This window comes from Kribbella rubisoli, assembly GCF_004217145.1.
Taxonomy (GTDB): domain Bacteria; phylum Actinomycetota; class Actinomycetes; order Propionibacteriales; family Kribbellaceae; genus Kribbella; species Kribbella rubisoli.
Map to the genome: position 1 here is coordinate 322,727 of NZ_SHKR01000019.1, position 22,094 is coordinate 344,820.

A 22,094-nucleotide genomic window follows, 5' to 3' on the forward strand; every position below is an offset into this window, starting at 1 on the left:
CCAGCGCGAGCACCCGTGCGGGAGCGCCGGAGCCGCCGACGATCGGCAACGGTCCGGCGATGATGACGGCACCGGTCGACGGGAGCTACGCGAGGTTCTGGAGCTGCGTCAGCCCGTACTTGTCACTGCCCATCAGGTACGAGTGGCACGGGAACGGCGGGTCGAACGAGTGCGCCTTCCCGGCGTCGGTGCCGACGGTCTCGACGCCCATGCCGAGTACAGACGACTCCTGCGCGACCCAGCGCGCGCACTCGGGCGACAGGCCCGGCGTATGCGGTCCGTTCTCGTCGGCGTTGATGAACGCCTCCTGCGAGTGCGATCGCGCGTCCCAGCCCGTGCGGACGAACAGCCAGCCGCCCTTCGGAAGCGGGACGTTCTCCGCCTCCCAGGCCTTGAGGTGGTCGACCTCGACGAGGAAGTCGGGGTTCTTCTCGACCTCCGCGGTGAAGTCGAGCACGACGGCCGGAGCGATCAGCCGGTTCGCCGGGACCGAGGCGATGTCGGCGAGGTCCTTGCCGGTGACCCAGTGGTTCGGTGCGTCGAAGTGCGTGCCGGTGTGCTCGCCGCTGGTGAAGTTGTTCCAGTACCAGGCCGGGCCGCGGTCGTCGTACCTGCTGATCTCCTCCAGCGCGAACTGCGCCGTCTGGCCGAACTCCGGCGGCAACTGGATGACCGGCGTCGAAGCGGACAACGGCGAGGTCAGATCCACCACCTCGATCGACCCGTCCGCGAGTGCAGTCGTTAGTGCCGACAGGAGCGACGAACCAGCCATGCGGACCTCCAGCGAGTGGCGTACTTGACCCAAGGCCAAGTCAGGATAGACCGCATGCTGCTCGCGACCTTTCGCTCACCGGACCTCGCTCCCGGCGGACGTGTGGTCGAACGCACCGCGGTCCGCGGGGTGCTGTTCCGCGGACCGGAGTTGCTGCTGCTCGCGTCCCGCCATGGCGACTACAAGTTCCCCGGCGGCGGCGTCGAACCCGGCGAGTCCTTCGAGGTCGCGCTACGACGCGAGTTCCGCGAGGAGTGCGCGTACGACGCGGTTGTCGTCGGAGCCGAGCTGGCGACGACCCGCGAGGAGGTGCCGGCGATCGACGCGGAGTACGACGTGTTCGGCATGACGTCGTACTACTTCGAATGCTCGGGCGGGACGCCGGTCGGTGAGCAGCAGTTGGAGGGCTACGAGGCCGAGCTGGAACTCACGCCGCAGTGGGTGACCGTCGACGCCGCACTGGCGGCGAACCGCCGGGTGATGGAGAGCGGCGTCGGCGTGATGCGCTGGCTGGTGCGCGAGACCGCCGTACTGGAGTGGCTCAGCGAACGTACTCGCTGACCCACTCCCCCAGCACCTTCGCGCTGGCGTCCACCAGAGCCGGCCAGTCGAGCGCGGCCTCATCCGCCGAGTCCGACACATGCTTCACGACCCGAACCGGTACGCCGTACTCGCGGCACGCGTACACGACGCCGTACGCCTCCATGTCCACCAGATGCGCCCGCTCCGCCAGCCGCTCCCGCACCACAGGATCCGTCACAAACACATCCCCCGACGCGAGCACCGTCCCGTCCCCACCGTCGACGCGCAGCTCGTCCTGCGGATCCAACCCGATAGCCCGAATCGCATCCGCATTCACATCGTGATTGATCACCAGACTCGGCAGGTAAAGCCCAGCCATCCCGTCCCGCAGCGCCCCGGTAGTCCCAACATTCAGCACCACAAGATCCGCGGTATCCCGCCCCGCCAACGCTCGCCCGACCGCCACCGCAGCAGCCGTCTTCCCAACCCCGGTAACCACCACCGGAATCCCGTCGGGCACGTACCTAGCCTCTCCAGCGACCGCACTGACCACCAAATACTCGGTCACCTCAGAGCGACCCCTTCGGCGCAACCCACTCCACCGACTGCCCGGTGATCTTCGCAATCCGGTCGTAGTCCTCGTCGTAATGCAGAACTGTCAAGCCCGCCAGCTCGGCGGTCGCCGCGATGATCAGGTCAGGCAGCTTGAAGCCTCGGTGCTGACTCTTCTTCGCCAGCATCCGATGAACGTCGAGTGCTCGATCCATGGCCTCGGCGGTGACCTCCACCCACCGTTGTCCGTGCAGCGTCGTCCAGAGACGCTCGTACGCCTTCGGGTCGGGCGCGTTGTTGAGGCACTCGAGAAGGATCATCTGGCAGAAGGCGAGCCGGCCCTCGATCAGCAGGCTGTCGAAGCGACGCTTCACATCTTCGTGCCGACCACGGAGGACGAAGACCGACGTGTCCACCAGGTAGGCGGCGCCGGCCATCATGCGGAGCGGACCTCCCGCGCGTCCTTCTCCAGTTGGCTCAGGTCACGTCCACCGCCGTACCGCCACTGGTCGGACGCTTCACTGAAGTCCAGTTGGACCTCGTCGAGCGTTGCGATCAGATCCTTCGCCCGCCTGCGATCAGCAAACTCACGCAATGCCTCGTTGATCGTCTCGACCTTGCTGTCAGTACCGAGCTCAGCGCGGGCAGCTTCCAGCCACTCGTCGTTCACGTCCACTGAGATGCGCGTCATAGCACCGATGGTACACCAAGCTATGCCCTACCTAGGCACCAAACATGAGCGATGAACCGCACCAACATGCACCTTGAGTTGGTGTCAGCTGACGGTGACCGTTGGCTCACCCGAGTCGGTGGCTTCCATGGTTTCGGCGATGCGCATGGCCTCTTCGATGAGGGTTTCCACGATGGCGGACTCCGGGACGGTCTTGATGACCTCGCCCTTGACGAAGATCTGGCCCTTGCCGTTGCCGGAGGCGACGCCGAGGTCGGCTTCGCGAGCCTCGCCGGGGCCGTTGACGACGCAGCCCATGACGGCGACGCGGAGCGGGACCTCCATGCCCTCGAGGCCGGCGGTGACCTGCTCGGCGAGCGTGTAGACGTCCACCTGGGCGCGGCCGCAGGACGGGCAGGAGACGATCTCGAGCTTGCGCTCGCGCAGGTTCAGCGACTGCAGGATCTGCAGGCCGACCTTGACCTCCTCGACCGGCGGCGCGGACAGCGACACCCGGATCGTGTCGCCGATGCCCTTCGCCAGCAGTGCGCCGAACGCCACCGACGACTTGATCGTGCCCTGGAACGCCGGCCCGGCCTCGGTCACGCCGAGGTGCAGCGGCCAGTCGCCCCGCTCGGAGAGCATCTCGTACGCCTGAACCATGACGACCGGGTCGTTGTGCTTGACCGAGATCTTGAAGTCGTGGAAGTCGTGCTCCTCGAACAGCGACGCCTCCCAGACGGCCGATTCGACCAGCGCCTCCGGCGTCGCCTTGCCGTACTTCTCCAGCAGCCGCTTGTCCAGCGAACCCGCGTTCACGCCGATGCGCAGCGACGTACCGTGGTCCTTCGCCGCCTGGGCGATCTGCTTGACCTGGTCGTCGAACTTGCGGATGTTGCCCGGGTTCACGCGGACCGCGGCGCAGCCGGCCTCGATCGCGGCGAACACGTAGCCCGGCTGGAAGTGGATGTCGGCGATCACCGGGATCTGCGAGTGCTGCGCGATCTCCGCCAGTGCATCGGCGTCCTCCTGCCGCGGGCAGGCGACCCGGACGATGTCGCAGCCCGCCGCGGTCAGCTCGGCGATCTGCTGCAGCGTCTTGTTGACGTCGTTGGTCGGCGTGGTCGTCATCGACTGCACCGAGATCGGTGCGTCGCCGCCGACCAGCACGCTGCCGACCTTGATCTGACGGGTCTTGCGGCGCGGCGCGAGGGTCGGAGGCGGCAGCGCGGGCATGCCCAGGTTGATGCTCATGAGTCCTTAACCAGTGGTGGGTGAGGGTCAGCCGTTGAAGAGCTTGATGGGGTTCACGATGTCGGCGATGACGAGCAGCACGCCCATCACCACGATCGCGCTGGCCGCGACGTACGCGATCGGGAGCAGTTTGGCCACGTCGACGTACCCGGGGTCGGGCCGGCGGAACAGCTTGGCGAGGCCGCGCCGGATGCCTTCCCAGATCGCGCCGATCATGTGACCGCCGTCCAGCGGCAGCAGCGGGATGAAGTTGAACAGGGCAAGGAACAGGTTCAGCGAGGCGAGCAGCAGGATCCCGGTGGCGATCTTCTGGCCGACGCCCAGATCGCTGGAGGCGACCTCACCTGCGACCCGGCTGGCGCCGACGACGCTCATCGGGCTGTCCTGGTCGCGCTGGCCGCCGACGATCGACTTGGCCACCCCGACCAGCTTCTCCGGGAACTTGCCGAGCGCCTGCACCGTGCTGACGGTCAGCTTGCCCATCTGGTCGACGACGAAGCCGAAGCTCTGCTGCTCCACCTTCTCGGTCGGCGAGATGCCGAGGAACCCGACCGACACGAGCTTGTCGGAGGTCGCGCTCTCCTGCACCTGGTTCACGATCGTGTTGGTCTGCAGCGTCTTCTGCGCACCGTTGCGCTCAACAACGATCGTGGCCGGCTTGTCGGTGTTCGCGCGGATCAGCGGCGTGAGCTGGTCCCAGCTGCTGATCTGCGTGCCGTTGAAGGAGACGATCTTGTCGCCGACCTGGAACCCGGCGACCTTGGCCGGCGACACCTTGTCGGTGTCGGTGCACTGCCGGTCGGCCGATGCCTGGTTGGCCGGGATCACGCAGTCGGTGACGGTGGAGACCGTGGTCTGGGCGACCGGCGTCCCGTAGAGCATGTAGAGCCCGCCGAACAGCACGAACGCGATCACGACGTTCACGAGCGGCCCGGACGCCATCACGATCAGCTTCTTCCACCACACCTTCTGGTAGAAGAGCCGGCCGTCGTCCTCGGGAGAGATCGTCTCGTACTCCGCGGACCGCGCGTTCTCGACCATCGACTGGATCGGGCCGGTGTTGGCCTTGCGGACCTTCGTCGGGTCCTGCCCCTTGCCCGGCGGCAGCATCCCGATGATCCGGACGAACCCGCCGGCCGGGATCGCCTTGATGCCGTACTCCGTCTCGCCGCGTTTGGTCGACCAGACGGTACGGCCGAAGCCGACGAAGAACTGCGTGACCTTCATCCCGAACGCCTTCGCCGGGAGCATGTGGCCCATCTCGTGCAGCGCCACGGAGATCAGGACCCCCAGCACGAACAGCACGATGCCGACGGTGGTGAGAAGCACGGTCATGCCTTCTGGTTCTCCTGGCTGCTATCGGTTGCCGTCAGTGATCTCACGGGCCCGGTTCCGGGCCCACGCGTCCGCGGCGAGCACGTCGTCGACGGACAGTTCCACATACGAGGGTACGTCGTGTTCGGTCACCACCCGGGCGATTGTGTCGACGATCCCGGTGAACGGCAGCCGTCCGGCCCGGAACGCCTCCACGCAGACCTCGTTCGCAGCGTTGAACACGGCGGGCGCCGTGCCGCCCCGGGTGCCTGCCTCGCGGGCCAGGCCGACCGAGGGGAACTCGGCGTCGTCGACCGGCTGGAACGTCCAGGTGCTCGCCTCGGCGAAGTTCCACGGCGGCGAGGCGTCCGCTATCCGGTCAGGCCAGCCGAGCGCGAGCCCGATCGGGACGGTCATCGTCGGTACGCCGACCTGCGCGATCGTGGCGCCGTCGAAGAACTCGACCATCGAATGGATCGCCTGCTGCCGGTGGATCACGACGTCGATCCGGTCCATCGGGATACCGAAGAGCAGATGCGCCTCGATCAGCTCCAGGCCCTTGTTGACCAGCGTGGCGGAGTTGATCGTGACGACCGGGCCCATCGCGAAGTTCGGGTGGGCAAGGGCTTGCTCGACGGTGACGTTCGCGAGCTCGCTGCGGGGACGGCCGAGGAACGGACCGCCGCTCGCCGTCAGCAGGAGCTTGCGGACCTCGTTCGGCGTACCACCTCGCAGGCACTGGGCGATCGCGCTGTGTTCGGAGTCGACCGCGACGATCTGGCCCGGCTTGGCCCGCCGCGTGACGATCGGGCCGCCGATCACCAGCGATTCCTTGTTGGCCAGCGCCAGCGTGTTCCCGGCGTCCAGGGCGGCCAGTGTCGCGTGCAGCCCGACCGATCCGTTGATGCCGTTGAGAACCACGTCACACGGCATCGCGGCGAGCTCGCTGGAGGCTTCCGGCCCGGTGATGATCTTCGGGATCCGGAACTCGCCCTGCGCGTATCCCTTCCGCTGCGCCTCGGCGTAGAACGCCAGCTGCAGGTCCTGCGCGACCGTGGCCTTCGCCACCGCGACGACCTCGACCTCGAACTCGAGCGCCTGCTCCGCCAGCAGCCCGACGTTGTCGCCGCCGGCGGACAGCGCGAGCACGCGGAAGCGGTCCCGGTTCCGGCCGATCAGCTCGAGCGCGGTGGTACCGATCGAGCCGGTCGAGCCCAGGATGACGACACTGCGTGAGTTCACGGTGCCATTGTTCCAGGTTCTGTTCCGGGTTGGGTCAGGCGAGGTACAAGCGGAACGGCAGCGCGCCGAGCCGGATCTCGTCGCCGTCGCCCACCATCGCGGTCTCGATCCGTACGCCGTTCACCGACGTGCCGTTGGTCGACCCGAGATCCCGCAGTTCGTAGCTGGTCGCATCGATCCGCAGCAGCTCCGCGTGGTGGCGACTGATCTCCTGGCGGTCGATGATCACGTCGCAGTCCGGCGCGCGCCCGATGCGGACCAGGTCGAGCAGCGGTACGACGTCGCCGTCCTCCCCCACGATCACTGGTTGCGGCCCGGTCTCCAGTGCCGTCGCGATCTCGCCTACTCCGGCGGTGCGGATCGACAGGGACACGATCAGGTCGTCGCCCTTGTCCACGTGCAGGTTGTGCTGAGCGCCGTACCCCTGCAGCAGGTCGGCGTACTCGTCGATGACCACGGCGGACACGTGGTAGTAGCCCGGCGGCAGTTGCGCGTACGCCGCTGCGCCGAGCGAGGTCGTCAGTACTACTGCGTCGTACTCGTGATGAGTGATGTCGGTAATCGTGATGAGGACCGGGTTGTTCGCGGTGAGGTGTGCCTCGGCGCCGGTGTCGCCCGGAGTGAACTCGACGGTCAGCAGAGGCGCTGGCCGGCTCTCGTCCAGCCCGACCAGTCGGTCGACGGCGGGCACGGTGCCGGTCGGGATGGCGAGCGGCACGTACTGGCCGTGTGACCGCACCAGGAGGTCGAGCTGTGGCCTCGACACTCCGTTGCGGCGGGCCAGCAGGTATGCGTTCACCAGGCCCTTGCCGAAGATGAAGGCAACGTCCCCCACCACGGCGCGCACGAATCCACTGATCGGCTCCATCTGCACCCCCACAGTGCATCAGTATCCAGGAATCACGACTCCGGTACGGCGGTGTCCGGTGTGCCGCGTACCGTGGCCGGGTGACCAGCGTGCTCATCATCGAGAACGATCCCGACAGCGGACCCGGCAAGCTGCTCGACTGGCTGGACGAGCGCGGGATCACGGCTGACGTCGTCCGCGCGTGGGACGGTGAGCCTGTCCCTAGCAGCATGGGAAACCATGCGGCGCTGATCATGCTCGGCGGCGGGCTGCTGCCGGACGAGGACGACCACGCACCGTGGTTGCCTGCAGAGCGCGATCTGCTGCGTGCCGCACACGGTCAGGTCCCGGTGCTCGGGATCTGTCTGGGCGGCCAACTGGTGGCGCATACCTTCGGTGGCCAGGTGCAGGGGAAGTACGGGCTTCCGGAGAAGGGCGTGACCGCGCTGAGCGTGCTGCCCGCCGACGACGTGCTGCTGCACGGCCTTCCGTCGACCGTCTGGGCGATCGAGAGTCACCAGGACCAGATCACCCGGCTACCGGAGGACGCCGTACTGCTGATGTCCAGTGAGCGGTGCCCGAACCAGATGCTGCGCGTTGGCGAGCGGACCTGGGGTGTCCAGTTCCACCCTGAGGTCGCGGCCGATCGGGTCCGCCGGTGGAACCCGGAGCGGCTGCGGTCGATGGGGTTCGATCCGGATGCGCTGGTCGCGGACGCCGAGAGGTATGCGGCGGAGCTGGACAAGACCTGGTCGACCGTCTTCGGCCGATTCCTGTCGAACCTGTAGCGGCGCTACCTTTGGTCGCATGAGTCTGGAGCAGCCGCCGCCCGGTCACCGGGCATCCGACAACGACCGCGAACGTGCCGCCGCCGTGGTCCAGGAAGCGCATACCGACGGGCGGCTGGACTTCGAGGAACTCGACGAGCGGCTGACCCAGATCTACACGGCCAAGACCCAGCTCGAACTGCGCAACGCGACCGCCGATCTGATGCCGGTTGCGCACGGCGGTTCGCAGGAGCTCACCCTCCGCGCGCGGCACAGCGCACAGAAACGTGAAGGAGCGTGGGTCGTGCCCGAGCGCATGACCGCGATCGCCGAACACTCGTCGGTCAAGCTCGACTTCACCGACGCGGTGGTCCACTGGGCCGACATCCACGTCGACGCGCAGGCCATCCACAGCTCCGTGGTGATGGTGATCCCCGAGGGCTGGAGCGTCGACATCGACCAGGTCGAGTCGAACCACAGCAGCGCCAAGAACAAGGCGGTAGCACCGCGCCCCGGCGGCGTCCGCCTGCATGTCACCGGCAAGGCCCATCACGCCAGCGTCGTCGTCCGCCACCCGCGCAAACGCCACTGGTGGTGGCCCTGGTACACCAAGTGATGGATTAGCGTTCGTCCCATGACCGTTTCGCTTGATCTCGTTGATGTCGACTCTTTGCTCACCGGGGAAGAGGTTGATGTTCGGGCGGCTGCTCGGCGGTTTGCGGATGAGCGGTTGCGGCCGGCGTTGCCGGAATGGTTCGAGACGGCTTCGATTCCGGCGCGGGAGTTGGCAAAGGAGCTGGGGGCGCTCGGGTTTCTCGGGATGCACCTGACGGGGTACGGGTGTGCGGGGCTGGGACCGGTCGCGTACGGGCTTGCCTGCTTGGAGATTGAAGCGGCCGACTCCGGGATGCGGTCGCTGGTGTCTGTGCAGGGATCGCTGGCGATGTACGCGATCTGGAAGTACGGCAGCGACGAGCAGAAGAACGAATGGCTCCCCCGGATGTCGGCGGGTGAGGCGATCGGGTGCTTCGGGCTGACCGAGCCCGACTTCGGATCGAACCCGGCCGGTATGCGCACCAACGCGCGCCGCGACGGCGCCGACTGGGTGCTGAACGGCTCGAAGATGTGGATCACCAACGGCTCCGTCGCCGACGTCGCGGTGGTCTGGGCACGTACCGACGACGGCGTCCGCGGCTTCGTCGTACCGACGTCGACGCCCGGCTTCTCGGCGCCGGAGATCAAGCAGAAGATGTCGCTGCGCGCGTCTGTCACCTCGGAGTTGGTACTGTCGGACGTGCGGCTGCCCGGCTCAGCTTTGTTGCCCGAGGCACGCGGTTTGTCCGGCCCGCTCGGCTGCCTGAACGAAGCGCGGTTCGGCATCATCTTCGGCGCGATGGGCGCGGCCCGCGACTGCCTCGAGACCACGATCGCGTACGCCGGTGAGCGGATCGTGTTCGACAAGCCGCTCACGGCGTACCAGCTGACCCAGGCGAAGCTCGCCGACATGGCGGTCGAGCTGAACAAGGGCGTCCTGCTCGCAGTACACCTCGGCCGGCTGAAGGAGAAGGGCACGCTCCGCCCCGAACAGGTGTCGGTCGGCAAGCTCAACAACGTCCGCGAGGCCATCGCGATCGCCCGCGAGTGCCGCACGATCCTGGCGGCGAACGGCATCAGCGGCGAGTACCCGATCATGCGGCACGCCAACAATCTCGAATCGGTCCTGACCTACGAAGGCACGTCCGAGGTCCACCAGCTCGTCATCGGCCAGGCGCTGACCGGGCAGTCCGCCTTCCGCTAGACGCATACAACTGGGCTGACCTGGGCACGGGGAGTGAGATCAGCTACTCCGTGTTCATGGAAGGAGCAGGTATGCGGATCGGGGCCGGGATCGCACTCGTCGTGATCGGCGCTGTCCTCGCGTTCGCCGTACGGGACACGTCCGACACGTTCAACCTGACCGCCCTGGGGATCATCATCATGCTCGGCGGCGCCGCCGGCATCTGGCTGTCGTACCGCCTCGCCAATCAGCGCAGACGCACCGACACGCCGATCATCGACCCAGAGGTCGAACGCCAGTACCGCACGGCCCCGCCCGAACGCGTCGCCGACGAGCCGATCGACGTCACGCCAACCCACCTCCGCAGGCCGAGCAGGTAGTCGCTCTCGTCGGCGCGAGCCGGGTGCACCATGAGTTCATGGACACCAACCGTGAACTGCTCGAACGCCTGTGGTCGCCCGACAGCGAGCTCGTGCTCTCGCCGGAGGCCGAACACGAGATGCGCACGGAGGACTACGTCCTGGAGATGCCGCAGTCTGGCGAACGCATCGCCGGGCGGAACCGCATGCGCGCGATGCAGCAGGAATACCCGAACCCGCCGTCGATCCAGATCCTCCGCATCACCGGCTCCGGCGACAACTTCGTCATCCTCGGCCGGTCGGACTACGGCGGCGACGTGTACTACGTGGCGAACGTCGTCGAGTTCCGTGACGGCCGGATCGCTCGCGAGACCCGGATCTACGGGGCTCCGTTCGACCCGCCGGCGTGGCGGGCGAAGTACGCTACTTCGCCACCTCAGTAGCCCTTGACTCGCGTACGACGGTCACCCGGATCTGGCCCGGGTACGTGAGTTCTTCCTCGACCTGCTTCGCGATGTCGCGGGCCATCACCTGCGCCGCGATGTCGTCGACCGCGTCCGGCAGGACCATCACCCGGATCTCGCGGCCGGCCTGCATCGCGAACACCTTCTCGACGCCCTCGTGGTGCATCGCGATCTCCTCGAGCCGCTCGAGCCGCTGGACGTACGCCTCCAACGACTCCCGCCGCGCGCCCGGCCGACCGCCGCTCACCGCGTCCGCGGCCTGCGTCAGCACCGCCTCGACGGTCCGGACCTCGACCTCGTTGTGGTGCGCCTCGATGCAGTGCACGACGTCGTCGTTCTCGCCGTACTTGCGGGCCAGCTCGGCGCCGACGATCGCGTGACTGCCCTCGGACTCGTGCGTGAGTGCCTTGCCGATGTCGTGCAGGAACGCACCGCGCTTGCACAGCTTGGGATCCAGCCCGAGCTCGGCCGCCATCATCCCGGCGATGTGCGCCGACTCGATCAGGTGCTTGAGCACGTTCTGTCCGTACGACGTGCGGTAGCGCAGCAGCCCCATCGTGCGAACGAGTTCCGGGTGGAGGTCCGTGATCCCGACGTCGGCCATCGCGTCCTCGGCGGCCCGCTCGCACAGCTCGGCAACCTCGCCCTTGCTGCGCTCGTAGATCTCCTCGATGCGGCTCGGGTGGATCCGGCCATCGAGCACCAACGAGTCCAAGGTCAGCCGCGCCGTCTCCCGGCGTACCGGATCGAAGCAGGACAGCAGCACCGCTTCGGGGGTGTCGTCGATGATCAGGTTCACGCCGGTGGTCTGCTCGAACGACCGGATGTTGCGGCCCTCGCGCCCGATGATCCGGCCCTTCATGTCGTCACTCGGCAGGTGGACGACGGAGACGACCGACTCGCTGGTCTGCTCGGACGCGAGCCGCTGGACCGCGCCGGTGATGATCTTGCGGGCCTTGATCTCGCCCTCGTCCTGGGCCTGCCGCTCGATGTCGCGGACGATCGTGTGCGCGTGCCGCTTGGCCTCGTCCTCGATCGCCGCGACCAGCTCGGCCTTCGCCTGCTCTGTGGTCAGGTTCGCGACGCCTTCGAGGATCCGGCGGCGTTCGTCCTCGAGGTCTTTGATCTCACTCTTGCGCTTGTCCAGCTCGCCAAGCTGCGCGGTCAGCTCGGTCTGGCGTTCCCCCATCACGCGGTGCTGCTCGTCGGCCCGCTCCTCGCGCTCGGTCAGCCGGTGATCGCGGCGCTCCATCTCGAGACGCTGCTCCCGCAGATCGTCCCGGATCGACTGCGCCTCCGCCTCGGCCTCTCGCCGTATGTCGGACGCCCGCTGCTCGGCATCACGTCGTACCTCGGACGCACGGTCCTCGGCGCCGCGGCGGATCTCCTCGCTGCGCTGCTCGGCTGCCTCGGCGCGCGTTCGCAGTACGGCAGCCTCTTCCTCGGCCTGCCGTCGTATCAGCTCTGCCGCGGACTTCGCGCCTGCGGTCAGCTGCGCAGCCTCGAGTTGGGCGGTCGAGTTGTCGGCGGCTTTCCGGCGGGAGAGGGTCAGGCCGATCCAGGCCAGCAATCCTGCGATCAGTAATCCGATCAGGGCCAGGCCAGCGGACATCGCAGTCATCGGCGTCTCCCCTCTCCGTCGAGTCCCACGCGGGACTGTGGCCGTCTGTCGAAGGGACTCGCCACCGGGACGACTGAAGGCGCCACCGGGGTCCGGCGGCTATCGGGGTACGGCAGTGCCGGTGCCACCTGGAAAAGGCGGTACCGGTGTTTACCGTTGCGACGGTACGGCTGCAACTCCATGGGTGCCGCGCGGTGCGGCTTTCCGGAGTTGATTGCCTCGCTTGCTCACCGAGAGTCGCCGCCGACAACGCGGAGACCACGGTGACACCGCTCGCGCCCTTGCCGGCTGGGTGACCGTCCGGGTTTGCGTGCGGTGCCGTCTATCGACAGCGCATGGCGCCGTCGTCCTTCCTTCAGCTCAGTCGAGCGTGGTTGCGTCTTTTTGCCGGTCGGTCGGCTGTTTCACCCGACTCCCCGATCGTTATATCCGCCACCGTTGCGGTGGATTCATCCCTTCTTGATCCCGAGGCTAAGCGCGGCCCATCACGCGGTCAAGACGGACACTCCCCCGTCACCCCCGGGATGAGACCACTCCCGGCACTGGACTACTCCACAACGGGCATACGTGTACGCCCTCAGATCTCCAGCACCCGCGGCGCGGAACCGGCCGCGGGGCTGCAGATGTGGATCTGGATACTTGGCGGGGCTTAGCTGGCGGGGCCTTGCGCAGGCCTGTCCGGCTCCGCGCTCTCCGCCGTACCCGCGGTGGTGGACTCCGACGTGGTGTCCGCAGGTGTCTGATCCGCCTGGGCCGCCGGCTGGCCAGGCTCCTCGTTGGTCTGCTTGTCGACGAACGTGCCGACCTTCTGCTGGACCGAGTCGACCTTCTCCGCGTACTTCCCGCCGGTCTGCTTGTCGATCAGGTCGCCGGCCTTGTCGACGCCGGCTTTGATCTTGTCCGGGTTCTGCTTGACGACATTCCGGAGCCAGTTCTTCGCCTGTTCCTGGAAATCGTTCATTGCACCCTCCGCGGTGTCTGGGGCGGATCGACGGAAAATCCCAGCCTACGGACCGGTCCAAATACCAGTCCTACCTCGGATAACACACCGTCGCACCCCACCCGTCAACGCCCCTCGCCGCTCACCGGACCCGAAACCGCTTCACTCTCCGTTACTGTCCGTCCAGGTGTGCCTTCGCGACCTTCGCCGGGGCGTACACCAACCACCCGTCGAGCAGTGCCTCCCGGAGCACCTGTTCCGGCACCTTGTCGAGCTCCACGAGCACCGCGGCGTACCCGTCGAAATGCGGAATCGTGAAGAACCCATCCCCTGCGCGGGCGGCCAGCACGGCCTCTTTCTCGGCCAGATCCTCGACCTTGATCGCAAGGATCGGCCCGTCGGGCGGCGTCTCGTCGCCGTACCGCTTCAGGTCCGCCTTGCTGAACGGCCGCTCCCACGCGTACCCCTTGCCGCCGACCGCCCAGGTCCGATGGCCGTACTTCGTCGTCTCCACCGTCTCCGGCAACTGGCCGACCAGCCGCTGCACGTCTTCCAGGCTCACCATGGCGCCGACGCTACTCCGCGGGCATGCCACAGCCGGGCAATCGACGTGATTGCCCGGCTGTCGGCGTACCTCAGAGGCGGTGGCGACCGCCGCGCTCCTGATGCGGGACGACCTGCGTCGAGGTCGGGAACGTCGGTGCCGGCAACTGCGCCGCCTCGTACGTCGCCAGGTTCAGCCGGGCACCCGTCTCGGGCAGCGCCGGCGGCTTGCTGATGTGGTCGTGGCGGAACACCGAGGTGAGGTCACCGAACGTCTTGCGACGCCACTGGGTGATGTTCGGCTCCTGTACGCCGGTAAGCTTCTCGAGGAACTGCAGCACCGACGTGTGGTCGAACTTCTGGCTGCTGACCCAACCGCCCGCGGTCCACGGCGAGACCACGATGCACGGCACCCGGAACCCGCCGCCGATCGGCAGGCCGAGGGCGTACTCGTCCGGCGTACCCGCCGGTGCGGTCGGCGGTACGACGTGGTCGAACAGGCCGTCGTTCTCGTCGTAGTTCAGGATGAAGACCGTCTTCTTCCAGACGTCGGGGTTCGCGGCGATCGCGGCGATCTTCGACGCGACGAAGTCGGCCCCGGCAGCCGGCATCTCCTTCGGGTGCTCCGAAACCCCGCCGGCCGTCATCAGCCACGACACGGTCGGCAGCTTGTCGTGCAGAGCGTCGTACTCGAACTGGCCGAGCGGCGACACCTTCATGCCCTTGTCGTACAGCGGCGTACCGGGCGTGGCGTCCTGGAACTGCTTGAAGTGCGGGAGCATGTTGTAGCTGCTCAGCCCCACCTGGTCCTGGTACACGTTCCAGCTGACACCGGCGGCCTCGAGGCGTTCGGCGTACGTCGTCCAGCGGTACGCGCCGTTCGGCAACGAGTTGGACGTGATCGGTCCGCCGAGTGTGCCGCCCGGGTCGACCATGCCGGTCTGCCAGTACAGGCGGTTCGGCCAGGTCGGACCCTGGACCGAGCAGTGGTACTGGTCGCAGATCGTGAACGCGTCGGCGAGCGCGTACTGGAACGGGATGTCGTCGCGGGTGTAGTACCCCATCACATACGGCCCGTTGGCCTTGTCGGTCGCCCGGTGCGCGGGCAGCCAAGCGTCCATCTTGCCGCCGTTCCAGGCCTGGTGCTGGACCGAGTACGCGTGGCTCGTCGACGGGATCGCCTGCGAGTTGGTCGAGTGGGTGTCGAGGTGGAACGGCAGCATGTAGCCGTCCGGGTTCTGCGTGTCGGGCTGGTAGAAGACATTGCGCCCGGTGGACAGCTTGATCGCGTGCGGGTCGTCGAACCCGGCCACTCCCGACAGCGTGCCGAAGTAGTGGTCGAAGCTCCGGTTCTCTTGCATGAGCATCACAACGTGCTTGATGTCGCCGAGCCGCGCCGGGTGCGGCGGCGGGGAGGCGAGAGCCTTCTGGACACTCGCGGGCATCAACGCGGCCGCGGCACCAAGGCTCGCGGTCGCCGCAGCGCCGCCGAGAAACCGGCGACGGGTGAAGTCAGACATTGGGCGGAACCTCTCGAAGTAGGCGGTGATTCCGTCAAGAACCTTCCGCCCACAAAGTGACCTCCACCCGGCTCGCCGCCCAACACCGCCGGACCAGTTCCCGAGCACGACCTTTAGCAAAGGTAAACAGCCCCGGCTGATCTATGCCGGTTGACCAGCCGCCGCCCAGAGCCAGGGCCCGGTGCATCGCGTGAATCCGGCATGCAGGTAGAACTCGGCGGCTTTCGTCGCTCGCCGACACAAAGACCACCTCGGCCCCCAAACCTCCAAGCCAGGACTTGCACTCCGCGAGCAGAGCCGCGCCCGTCCCCAAGCCACGGCTCGCTGGATCCACGACAAGCTCCTCCACAACGCCATACGGCTCGCGCCCGTAGTCAACAAACGTCACCATAAGCACCCCGACAATCTCGTCACCGGCACTCGCACCCGCACCCGGGCCCGCGGTCGGGCTCGGGCCGGCGCTCAGGCTCACACTCGGACTCGGACTCGGGCTCGCACCTGCGCTCAGGCTCGCACTCGGGCCCGCACTCGCGGTCGAGCTCAGGCTCGCGGTCGGGCACGCGGTCGCGACGAAGGTCCTCGCCTGCTGACGCACCTCAGGCAGGGTCGTGCTGTCCGCGCCCTCGCCGTGCAATTCGCGCAGCAGCCGCTGGATCCCGGCGCGATCCGCTGCCGTGGCAGCACGCACTGCCGGCGGCTCGTGCGTCATTCAGGTCCTAAGCCCGATGAATCGATGAGCGGGAACTCGTCGTGCGAAGCGTCCAGCTCGTCCTTCACGATGCTCATCGCCATCCCGCCCGGATACCCCTTCCGCGCAAGCATCCCGAGCAACCGCCGCATCGCCACCTGCCGCTCCAGCGAACGCATCGACCGCAGCTTCTTCCGCACCAGCTGTCTCGCGGTCTCTTCCTCCTGCTCCGGCTCCAACTCCTCGAGCGCGTCCCGGGCGAGCTCATCATCCACGCCCCGCCGCCGAAGCTCCTGCGCCAGCGCACGCTTCCCCAACCCACGCCCACGATGCCGCGACTCCACCCACGCATTCGCGAACGCCGCATCGTCGATCAGCCCGACCTCCGTGAACCGATCCAGCACCTCATCGGCCACCTCATCCGGAATCTCCCGCTCAGCCAACACATCAGCCAACTCAGCCCGAGTCCGCGGCTGCCCCGCCAACTTGTCCAGCAAGATCGTCCGAGCCACCGAAGCCGGATCCGCATCCTGCTCCATCGCAGCATCCCCCAGCCGCTCCGGCTCCTCACTCCCCCGCCTCTTCCGCCCCCGCCCAAACCCCCCACCAACGGTCCGCCGCCCCCGACTCCCCCGCCCCCCAGACCGTCCACTGTCCCCCGCACGACCCGCACGATCCCCATCAACCGAGCCACCCGCGCGCAGCGCGCCGTCCCCGGCCGCTGTGCCATCCCCAGGCGCCGAGCCAGCCGCACGCGGCGACCCACCAGAGCCGAACGACTCCCCGCCCGAACCACCGTCACGCGCACCCGCAAGACGACCCGCAGCCTCACCACCATCTGCCGCAACAGACCCGTCCGCCGACCAGCGCTCACCCGCACGCACCGCGCCATCCCCAGCCGGCGCGCCATCACCACGCACCGCGGCGTTCCCGGGCGCCGGGCCATCCGCACGCGGGGACGCATCTGAGGTGAACGGCTCCCCCGCCGACGCATCCCCGTCCGACGCATCCTCGCCCGCACGCACTTGACGATCTGCGGGCCCCGGACGATCCGCTGCGGCCGAGGCGCCGACCGTCCGGTGGCCGGCCGCACGAGCTGCGTCATCGGCCGGACCCTGGTGGTCCAACGAATGAGGCTCGTCTGTCGAAGTGCTGTCATCTGCGGGCAGCGCTAGCGCAGGTGCCGCGCTCTCCGGCGTCGAGGAGTTGCCGTCCGACGTTCGCTGGTCTGCGTCAGGTACGCGCTGTGCGGGAGATGTGCGCCCAGGAGGGCCCGGTGAGGCGTTGGCGGACGGTTCAACCGCAGCTGGTGAATCCGCGTCCGCCCAAGGGTCGAACTGTTCCGGTGGTGCACCTAGGTCCGCGCCCCGTGCAGGCGCGTCGTCCGCGAAGGCGCGCGCCTCAGCCACCCGATCGGCCGCCTGCGTCTCGAACGTACGAGCAGAGCGCTCATCCTGCTCACCCCAAGGATCAGCAGAACTCGCACTCGACGCCCGACCCGACGTACCCCGCCGTTTCGTCGGCCGAGCCTTCTTCTCTTCGTCCTGCTGTTCGTCCCACGGATCGACGGTGCCGGCAGTTCGCCTGATAGAGCCCGTACGCCGGCGGGCGCCGTCCCACTCCGACTCGTCCTCACCCACGAAGTCGTCCGTATCGGCCCCACTCCGACGCGCACTCGACGTACGAGCACGCCCCAAGCCCCGACGAGAACTACGAGCTGCACCGAGATCGTCACCACGACCTCGCTCGGCATCACCAGCACGATCAGTACTCCGGTCGCCTGCGGGAGCACGATCGGCGCCGAACCCAGAGCGCTGGCTCGGGCTACTGGAAGCCGTCGAGGCGTCCGTGCCAGCTGCTAGGAGTTTGCGGGCGAGCGCCAGGCGTTCGTCGTGGGGTAGAGACAGCGCCGCGGGAGCAGCGTCGTCGGCAGCGGTGGGCTGCCGGGGGACGCTGCCGCCCGCGGTGGGTCGGTCAGAAGTCGACATCGACCTCGGCCGTGGCGGCCTCGGCGGCCGGCTGGTCAAGGGTCGGGCCGATGCCCATCTTCTCCTTGATCTTCTTCTCCAGCTCGTTGGCCAGATCGGGGTTGTCGCGCAGGAAGTTCCGCGCGTTCTCCCGGCCCTGGCCGAGCTGGTCGCTCTCGTAGGTGAACCAGGCGCCGGCCTTGCGGACGAAGCCCTGATCCACGCCGAGGTCGAGCAGGCTGCCCTCGCGGCTGATGCCCTGGCCGTAGATGATGTCGAACTCGGCCTGCTTGAACGGCGGGGCCACCTTGTTCTTCACGACCTTGACCCGGGTCCGGTTGCCGACCACGTCGGTACCGTCCTTCAGCGACTCGATCCGGCGCACGTCCAGCCGCACCGACGCGTAGAACTTCAGCGCCTTACCACCGGTCGTGGTCTCCGGGGAGCCGAACATCACGCCGATCTTCTCGCGCAGCTGGTTGATGAAGATCGCGGTCGTGTTGGTCCCGCTGACCGCACCGGTCATCTTCCGCAGCGCCTGGCTCATCAGCCGGGCCTGCAGACCGACGTGGCTGTCACCCATCTCGCCCTCGATCTCGGCCCGCGGCACCAGCGCGGCCACCGAGTCGATCACGACGATGTCGATCGCGCCGGAGCGGACCAGCATGTCGGCGATCTCGAGCGCCTGCTCACCGGAGTCGGGCTGCGAGACCAGCAGTGCGTCGGTGTCGACGCCCAGCTTCCGCGCGTACTCCGGGTCGAGCGCGTGCTCGGCGTCGATGAACGCCGCGATCCCGCCGGCGCGCTGCGCGTTCGCGACCGCGTGCAGGGCGACCGTCGTCTTACCGGAGGACTCCGGACCGTAGATCTCCACCACGCGACCGCGCGGCAGACCACCGATCCCGAGCGCGATGTCGAGCGCGATCGACCCGGTCGGGATGACCTCGATCGGCGGCCTGTTCTGCTCCCCCAACCGCATGACCGAACCCTTGCCACACTGCCGCTCGATCTGCGTCAGCGCGGTCGCAAGCGCCTTCTCGCGATCGGCCACCGCGCGCTCCGCACTCGCTGCACCCGCCATGTGAATGCCACCTGACCCATCTCATAATCGGGGCCGCTTCCCAGCCGCCCGGAGGACTTCTCGTGTCGCCAGAGAAGGTATCCATCACGTCGGACAGTTTTCGTCGCCACTTCCGAATCTGTGGACAACTCGGCCGTCCGCCACACCTTCCGCGCACCAAAGTATCCCGAACACGTGTTCGAATCACAACTGACACGCCGAAGCTGCCCTGGCAACCGATCTGACCCGCCGGATCCCTACCCTTGCGGGCGTGAGCGACCGTCCCGACGTGCCCGATTCCGCCGTGATCCTGGCACTCAGCAGGGTCGAGTTCGGGATCGACACCGTACTCGACGCGCTCCGCACGCCGGACCCGTTCGGCGTCCGCAGCATCCTCACGGAGTACTCCGCCCAGGAGAAGCCGAACCTGGCCGAGAAGGCCCTGATCCTCGCGATCGACCGGCTGCTGATGATGAAGGTGCCCGGGCACGCAGAGTGGCCGAAACTGCCGCTCGCCAAGCGCTGCGACTGGTGGGTGGAGCGGCTGGGCGGATTCGCGGCCGTCGTCGCGGCCCTCCCCCGGATCAGCGGTGCGGCCGCCGACCGGCTCCCGATCAAGGACACCCTCGGCGCGGCCGTGCAAGCGATGGCGATCGGCGCGATCTGCCGCGAGTACGGCGTGGAGGCACACGCGGACCGTACTGCGGTCATCGCGCGCGTTCTGACCGACCGTCCGATCACCCCGGACGAAGTACTCAAGTACGACGACCCGACCGCGGCCGGACAGGACGTGGCGAAGCAGCTTGGTCTCGGCCACGAGTCCGAAGAGGCCGGACTGGGCCACGGCATCCGTCTGCTCTGGCGGATCAGCAAACTGTTCGGCGGACTCGGTGAGGTGTTCGAGGAACGTCCGCGCGGCAGCCTTGGCGCCCGGTTCGTCGGCAAGCTGCCGGGCATCGGCGTGGTCGGCGGGTACTTCGACGAGCGCAAGGCCATCCGCAAGGCGGCGTACGAAGCGGCAGATCTGCTCTCCGGCAGCGCATTCCGGATCAAACCTGTCTGAAGGGCTGGGACCGGCCGCCGCAGTACTGGGATGATCTCCGCATGACTGGGATCGTCATCGCACGACCGGACGACAGCTGGCCCTCGCAGTACGAGAAGACCGCGCACGCGATCGGCGGACTGCTCGGCGAACTGGCCCAGCGGATCGACCACATCGGCTCCACCTCGGTACCCCGCCTGCCGGCAAAGGACATCCTGGACATCCAGGTCACAGTCGGCACGGAGCTGGAGCTGGATGACGTGGCGGAGCACATGGTCGCGGCCGACTGGGAGCTACGCCCGCCGCGGCACGACCATCCCGTGCCGGGTCTGCCCACCGATGGCGTGCAGTGGGTGAAGCGCATGCTGGTCGAGCCGATGTACCGACGCCGGGTCAATCTGCACATCCGCGTGGCCGGTCGCGCCAACCAGCGGTACGCGCTGCTGTTCCGCGACTACTTGCGCAGTCACCCGGAGACCGCACGCGCGTACGCCGTCTTCAAGCAGCACGCGGCCGCGCTCCGGCTTGAGATCGGCGACTACTCCGACCTCAAGGACCCGGTCTGCGACCTCATCTATCTGCCGGCCGAGGAGTGGGCGGCCCGCACCGGGTGGACTGCCTAGCGCGTTAGTTGCCTAGGGCATCAGCGTTCGCTGGCCGGCAGGTTCAGGTGCGCCCACACGGCACGCCAGACCACCTTCGCGGCCTCGCCCTCGGCCAGGGCCTCGACGACCGTACGGCCGCCGAGTTCCTGTACCACCTGGGTCTCCGCCCAGGTCCGTGCATACGCCGGACCGAGATGGTGATCCATCCGAGTCCAGAACTCCGTCAGTCTCATTCCTGCCCGTCATCGTTCCTCGGCGGCGGTCCCCAGCCGCCCTGCTGCCCCGGCGGAGGTCCCGAAGGACCACCCTGCTGCGGCGGCTGCTGACCGTACTGACCAGGCTGCCCCTGGCCGGGCTGCTGTCCCCAGCCACCAGGACCTTGCTGCTGCGGCGGCGGTCCCTGATGGGGCGGCTGGCCCTGCTGGGGCGGCTGCTGCTGCCCCGGCTGCGGACCCCACTGCCCCGGCTGAGGCTGCCCAGGGTACTGCGGCTGACCAGGCTGACCGCCGTACGGCGGCTGCCCCTGCTGCGGCTGCCCCGGATACTGACCCGGCTGGCCATATTGGCCGGGCTGACCAGGCTGCCCTTGCGGACCGCCGTACGGACCCGGCTGTCCCGGGTACTGCCCGCCAGGACCGGGCTGCTGCCCGTACCCAGGCTGACCCGCGTACTGCCCCGGTCCGCCGTACTGACCCGGCTGGCCGGGGTACTGCCCCGGGTACGGCTGCCCGTAGCCCTGCTGCCCCTTGCGCCTGCGACTGCGCAGTACGAAGAACACCACCGCGGCGATCGCCAGCAGCACCAGCACGATGATCAGAATCAGCGCCCACGTCGGGAATCCGCCGCCCGCCTCGGATGTCAGCGAGATCTTGCCGACCTTGTCGAGACTGTCGTACGTCGCCGTGCGGCCGCTGATCTTCGCACCGTCGTCGTGCTCGAGGATCTTGCCCGGCATGGTGATCTTGAAGTTCACCTCGGGCTGGCTGCCGGACGGGACGCTGCCCAGGCTGCCGGCCTTGACCGTCACCATGACCTTGTCGCCGTCCTTGCGGAAGCCGACGCCATCGCCGCTCGAGCTGCCCATCTTGTCGAACGGCACGCTCTCGAAGGTGCAGTTCGACCCGACGTACTTGTCGTCCTCGAACGAGTTGCAGCTGACCCCTTCGGTGGTCGTCTGCTTGATGCCGCTCTCGATCTGCTGGCGGACCTTGTCGAGCGACTGGCCACTGGACTGCAGCAGCTGCTTGTCGACCCCGATCTTCATGGAGCCCGAGACCGTCTCGTTCGACCCGACCTTCAGATCGGCGTCGAGCTTGACGCACCCGGTCAGAGCGACCAGGCAGGCCACGACGACGAGCGCTGCGCGTACGCGGTTGATCATGTCGCCGATCATTCCAGACGATGGGGACAACCTCTGCACCGGACGGAAAGCGTCTCCTCACCGTCTGCCACCGGCCGTTCGTGAAAACTGTCGCTCCTATTGGTGTCAAGCGGTGTTGAGCCAGGTGCGGTAGCGGTGGGCGAGGTCGTGGTCGGGGTAGGTGCCTTGTTCGGTGCGGACGATTTTG

The 22,094-nt window shown here is 67.8% G+C and carries 25 protein-coding genes; 8 read left to right on the forward strand and 17 right to left on the reverse strand.

The window, feature by feature from the left end:
* Positions 1–85: 85 nt before the first annotated feature.
* The gene (locus tag EV645_RS41615; RefSeq protein ID WP_242000992.1) at positions 86–772 is read right to left on the reverse strand and encodes a cyclase family protein; all 687 of its coding nucleotides are present in this window, start codon (positions 770–772) and stop codon (positions 86–88) included.
* A 54-nt stretch (positions 773–826) separates the two neighbouring features.
* Here EV645_RS41615 and EV645_RS41620 point away from each other — a divergent pair, with 54 nt between their 5' ends.
* On the forward strand, positions 827–1,333 hold the full coding sequence (locus tag EV645_RS41620; protein ID WP_130450842.1) for an NUDIX domain-containing protein: 507 nt from the start codon (positions 827–829) through the stop codon (positions 1,331–1,333).
* On the opposite strand, the gene EV645_RS41625 is transcribed toward EV645_RS41620, so the two are convergent.
* The 7 genes from EV645_RS41625 to EV645_RS41655 all read right to left on the reverse strand — a co-directional run bounded on the left by EV645_RS41625 (position 1,314) and on the right by EV645_RS41655 (position 7,194).
* Positions 1,314–1,862 (reverse strand): nucleosidase, encoded by a 549-nt coding sequence (locus EV645_RS41625; protein WP_130450844.1) that lies wholly within the window; start codon positions 1,860–1,862, stop codon positions 1,314–1,316. The genes EV645_RS41620 and EV645_RS41625 overlap by 20 nt on opposite strands.
* 1 nt (position 1,863) lies before the next feature.
* Entirely contained in the window at positions 1,864–2,286 is a 423-nt protein-coding gene (locus EV645_RS41630) for a PIN domain nuclease (protein WP_130450846.1), read from the reverse strand.
* On the reverse strand, positions 2,283–2,537 hold the full coding sequence (locus EV645_RS41635; RefSeq protein WP_130450848.1) for a type II toxin-antitoxin system VapB family antitoxin: 255 nt from the start codon (positions 2,535–2,537) through the stop codon (positions 2,283–2,285). The genes EV645_RS41630 and EV645_RS41635 overlap by 4 nt, the downstream gene beginning before the upstream one ends.
* Positions 2,538–2,621: 84 nt before the next feature.
* Positions 2,622–3,770 (reverse strand): flavodoxin-dependent (E)-4-hydroxy-3-methylbut-2-enyl-diphosphate synthase, encoded by a 1,149-nt coding sequence (gene ispG / locus EV645_RS41640; RefSeq protein ID WP_130450850.1) that lies wholly within the window; start codon positions 3,768–3,770, stop codon positions 2,622–2,624.
* A gap of 27 nt (positions 3,771–3,797) precedes the next feature.
* Entirely contained in the window at positions 3,798–5,105 is a 1,308-nt protein-coding gene (locus EV645_RS41645; protein ID WP_130450852.1) for a M50 family metallopeptidase, read from the reverse strand.
* A gap of 21 nt (positions 5,106–5,126) precedes the next feature.
* Positions 5,127–6,326, reverse strand: a complete 1,200-nt coding sequence (gene dxr / locus EV645_RS41650) for a 1-deoxy-D-xylulose-5-phosphate reductoisomerase (protein WP_130450854.1) — start codon at positions 6,324–6,326, stop codon at positions 5,127–5,129.
* A 34-nt stretch (positions 6,327–6,360) separates the two neighbouring features.
* Entirely contained in the window at positions 6,361–7,194 is an 834-nt protein-coding gene (locus tag EV645_RS41655; protein ID WP_130450856.1) for an FHA domain-containing protein, read from the reverse strand.
* Positions 7,195–7,274: 80 nt separating this feature from the next.
* On the opposite strand from EV645_RS41655, the gene EV645_RS41660 reads away from it, so the two are divergent.
* The 5 genes from EV645_RS41660 (at position 7,275) to EV645_RS41680 (ending at position 10,519) form a co-directional block, all read left to right on the forward strand.
* On the forward strand, positions 7,275–7,961 hold the full coding sequence (locus EV645_RS41660; RefSeq protein WP_130450858.1) for a type 1 glutamine amidotransferase: 687 nt from the start codon (positions 7,275–7,277) through the stop codon (positions 7,959–7,961).
* A 19-nt stretch (positions 7,962–7,980) separates the two neighbouring features.
* Positions 7,981–8,556: a DUF1707 SHOCT-like domain-containing protein gene (locus EV645_RS41665; protein WP_130450860.1), complete on the forward strand. Its 576-nt coding sequence runs from the start codon at positions 7,981–7,983 to the stop codon at positions 8,554–8,556.
* Between the two features lie 18 nt (positions 8,557–8,574).
* Positions 8,575–9,738: an acyl-CoA dehydrogenase family protein gene (locus EV645_RS41670; protein WP_130450862.1), complete on the forward strand. Its 1,164-nt coding sequence runs from the start codon at positions 8,575–8,577 to the stop codon at positions 9,736–9,738.
* A gap of 71 nt (positions 9,739–9,809) precedes the next feature.
* Entirely contained in the window at positions 9,810–10,097 is a 288-nt protein-coding gene (locus EV645_RS41675) for a DUF6458 family protein (protein ID WP_198682192.1), read from the forward strand.
* 38 nt (positions 10,098–10,135) lie between these two features.
* Positions 10,136–10,519, forward strand: coding sequence for a nuclear transport factor 2 family protein (locus EV645_RS41680; protein ID WP_130450864.1), 384 nt, complete (start codon positions 10,136–10,138; stop codon positions 10,517–10,519).
* On the opposite strand, the gene rny is transcribed toward EV645_RS41680, so the two are convergent.
* The 7 genes from rny to recA form a co-directional block, all read right to left on the reverse strand.
* Positions 10,500–12,161: a ribonuclease Y gene (gene rny / locus EV645_RS41685; RefSeq protein WP_130450866.1), complete on the reverse strand. Its 1,662-nt coding sequence runs from the start codon at positions 12,159–12,161 to the stop codon at positions 10,500–10,502. The genes EV645_RS41680 and rny overlap by 20 nt on opposite strands.
* Positions 12,162–12,810: 649 nt before the next feature.
* Positions 12,811–13,122, reverse strand: coding sequence for an antitoxin (locus EV645_RS41690; protein WP_130450868.1), 312 nt, complete (start codon positions 13,120–13,122; stop codon positions 12,811–12,813).
* Between the two features lie 151 nt (positions 13,123–13,273).
* On the reverse strand, positions 13,274–13,666 hold the full coding sequence (locus EV645_RS41695) for an MmcQ/YjbR family DNA-binding protein (RefSeq protein WP_130450870.1): 393 nt from the start codon (positions 13,664–13,666) through the stop codon (positions 13,274–13,276).
* 70 nt (positions 13,667–13,736) lie between these two features.
* Positions 13,737–15,164 (reverse strand): alkaline phosphatase family protein, encoded by a 1,428-nt coding sequence (locus tag EV645_RS41700; RefSeq protein ID WP_130450872.1) that lies wholly within the window; start codon positions 15,162–15,164, stop codon positions 13,737–13,739.
* Positions 15,165–15,198: 34 nt separating this feature from the next.
* Positions 15,199–15,873 (reverse strand): GNAT family N-acetyltransferase, encoded by a 675-nt coding sequence (locus EV645_RS43545; protein ID WP_130450874.1) that lies wholly within the window; start codon positions 15,871–15,873, stop codon positions 15,199–15,201.
* On the reverse strand, positions 15,870–16,391 hold the full coding sequence (locus tag EV645_RS41710; protein WP_242000993.1) for a regulatory protein RecX: 522 nt from the start codon (positions 16,389–16,391) through the stop codon (positions 15,870–15,872). Before EV645_RS41710 ends, EV645_RS43545 begins: the two co-directional genes overlap by 4 nt.
* A 1,435-nt stretch (positions 16,392–17,826) precedes the next feature.
* Positions 17,827–18,900: a recombinase RecA gene (gene recA / locus EV645_RS41720; RefSeq protein ID WP_130450880.1), complete on the reverse strand. Its 1,074-nt coding sequence runs from the start codon at positions 18,898–18,900 to the stop codon at positions 17,827–17,829.
* 250 nt (positions 18,901–19,150) lie between these two features.
* On the opposite strand from recA, the gene EV645_RS41725 reads away from it, so the two are divergent.
* Both EV645_RS41725 and EV645_RS41730 read left to right on the forward strand, forming a co-directional pair.
* The gene (locus EV645_RS41725) at positions 19,151–19,942 is read left to right on the forward strand and encodes a hypothetical protein (protein ID WP_130450882.1); all 792 of its coding nucleotides are present in this window, start codon (positions 19,151–19,153) and stop codon (positions 19,940–19,942) included.
* Positions 19,943–19,983: 41 nt separating this feature from the next.
* A complete protein-coding gene (locus EV645_RS41730) occupies positions 19,984–20,544 on the forward strand; it encodes a GrpB family protein (protein ID WP_130450884.1) in 561 nt (186 codons plus the stop codon).
* A gap of 20 nt (positions 20,545–20,564) precedes the next feature.
* On the opposite strand, the gene EV645_RS41735 is transcribed toward EV645_RS41730, so the two are convergent.
* On the reverse strand, positions 20,565–20,759 hold the full coding sequence (locus EV645_RS41735) for a DUF3046 domain-containing protein (RefSeq protein ID WP_130450886.1): 195 nt from the start codon (positions 20,757–20,759) through the stop codon (positions 20,565–20,567).
* Entirely contained in the window at positions 20,756–21,907 is a 1,152-nt protein-coding gene (locus EV645_RS41740; protein ID WP_130450888.1) for an LppM family (lipo)protein, read from the reverse strand. The genes EV645_RS41735 and EV645_RS41740 overlap by 4 nt, the downstream gene beginning before the upstream one ends.
* Between the last annotated feature and the right edge of the window lie 187 nt (positions 21,908–22,094).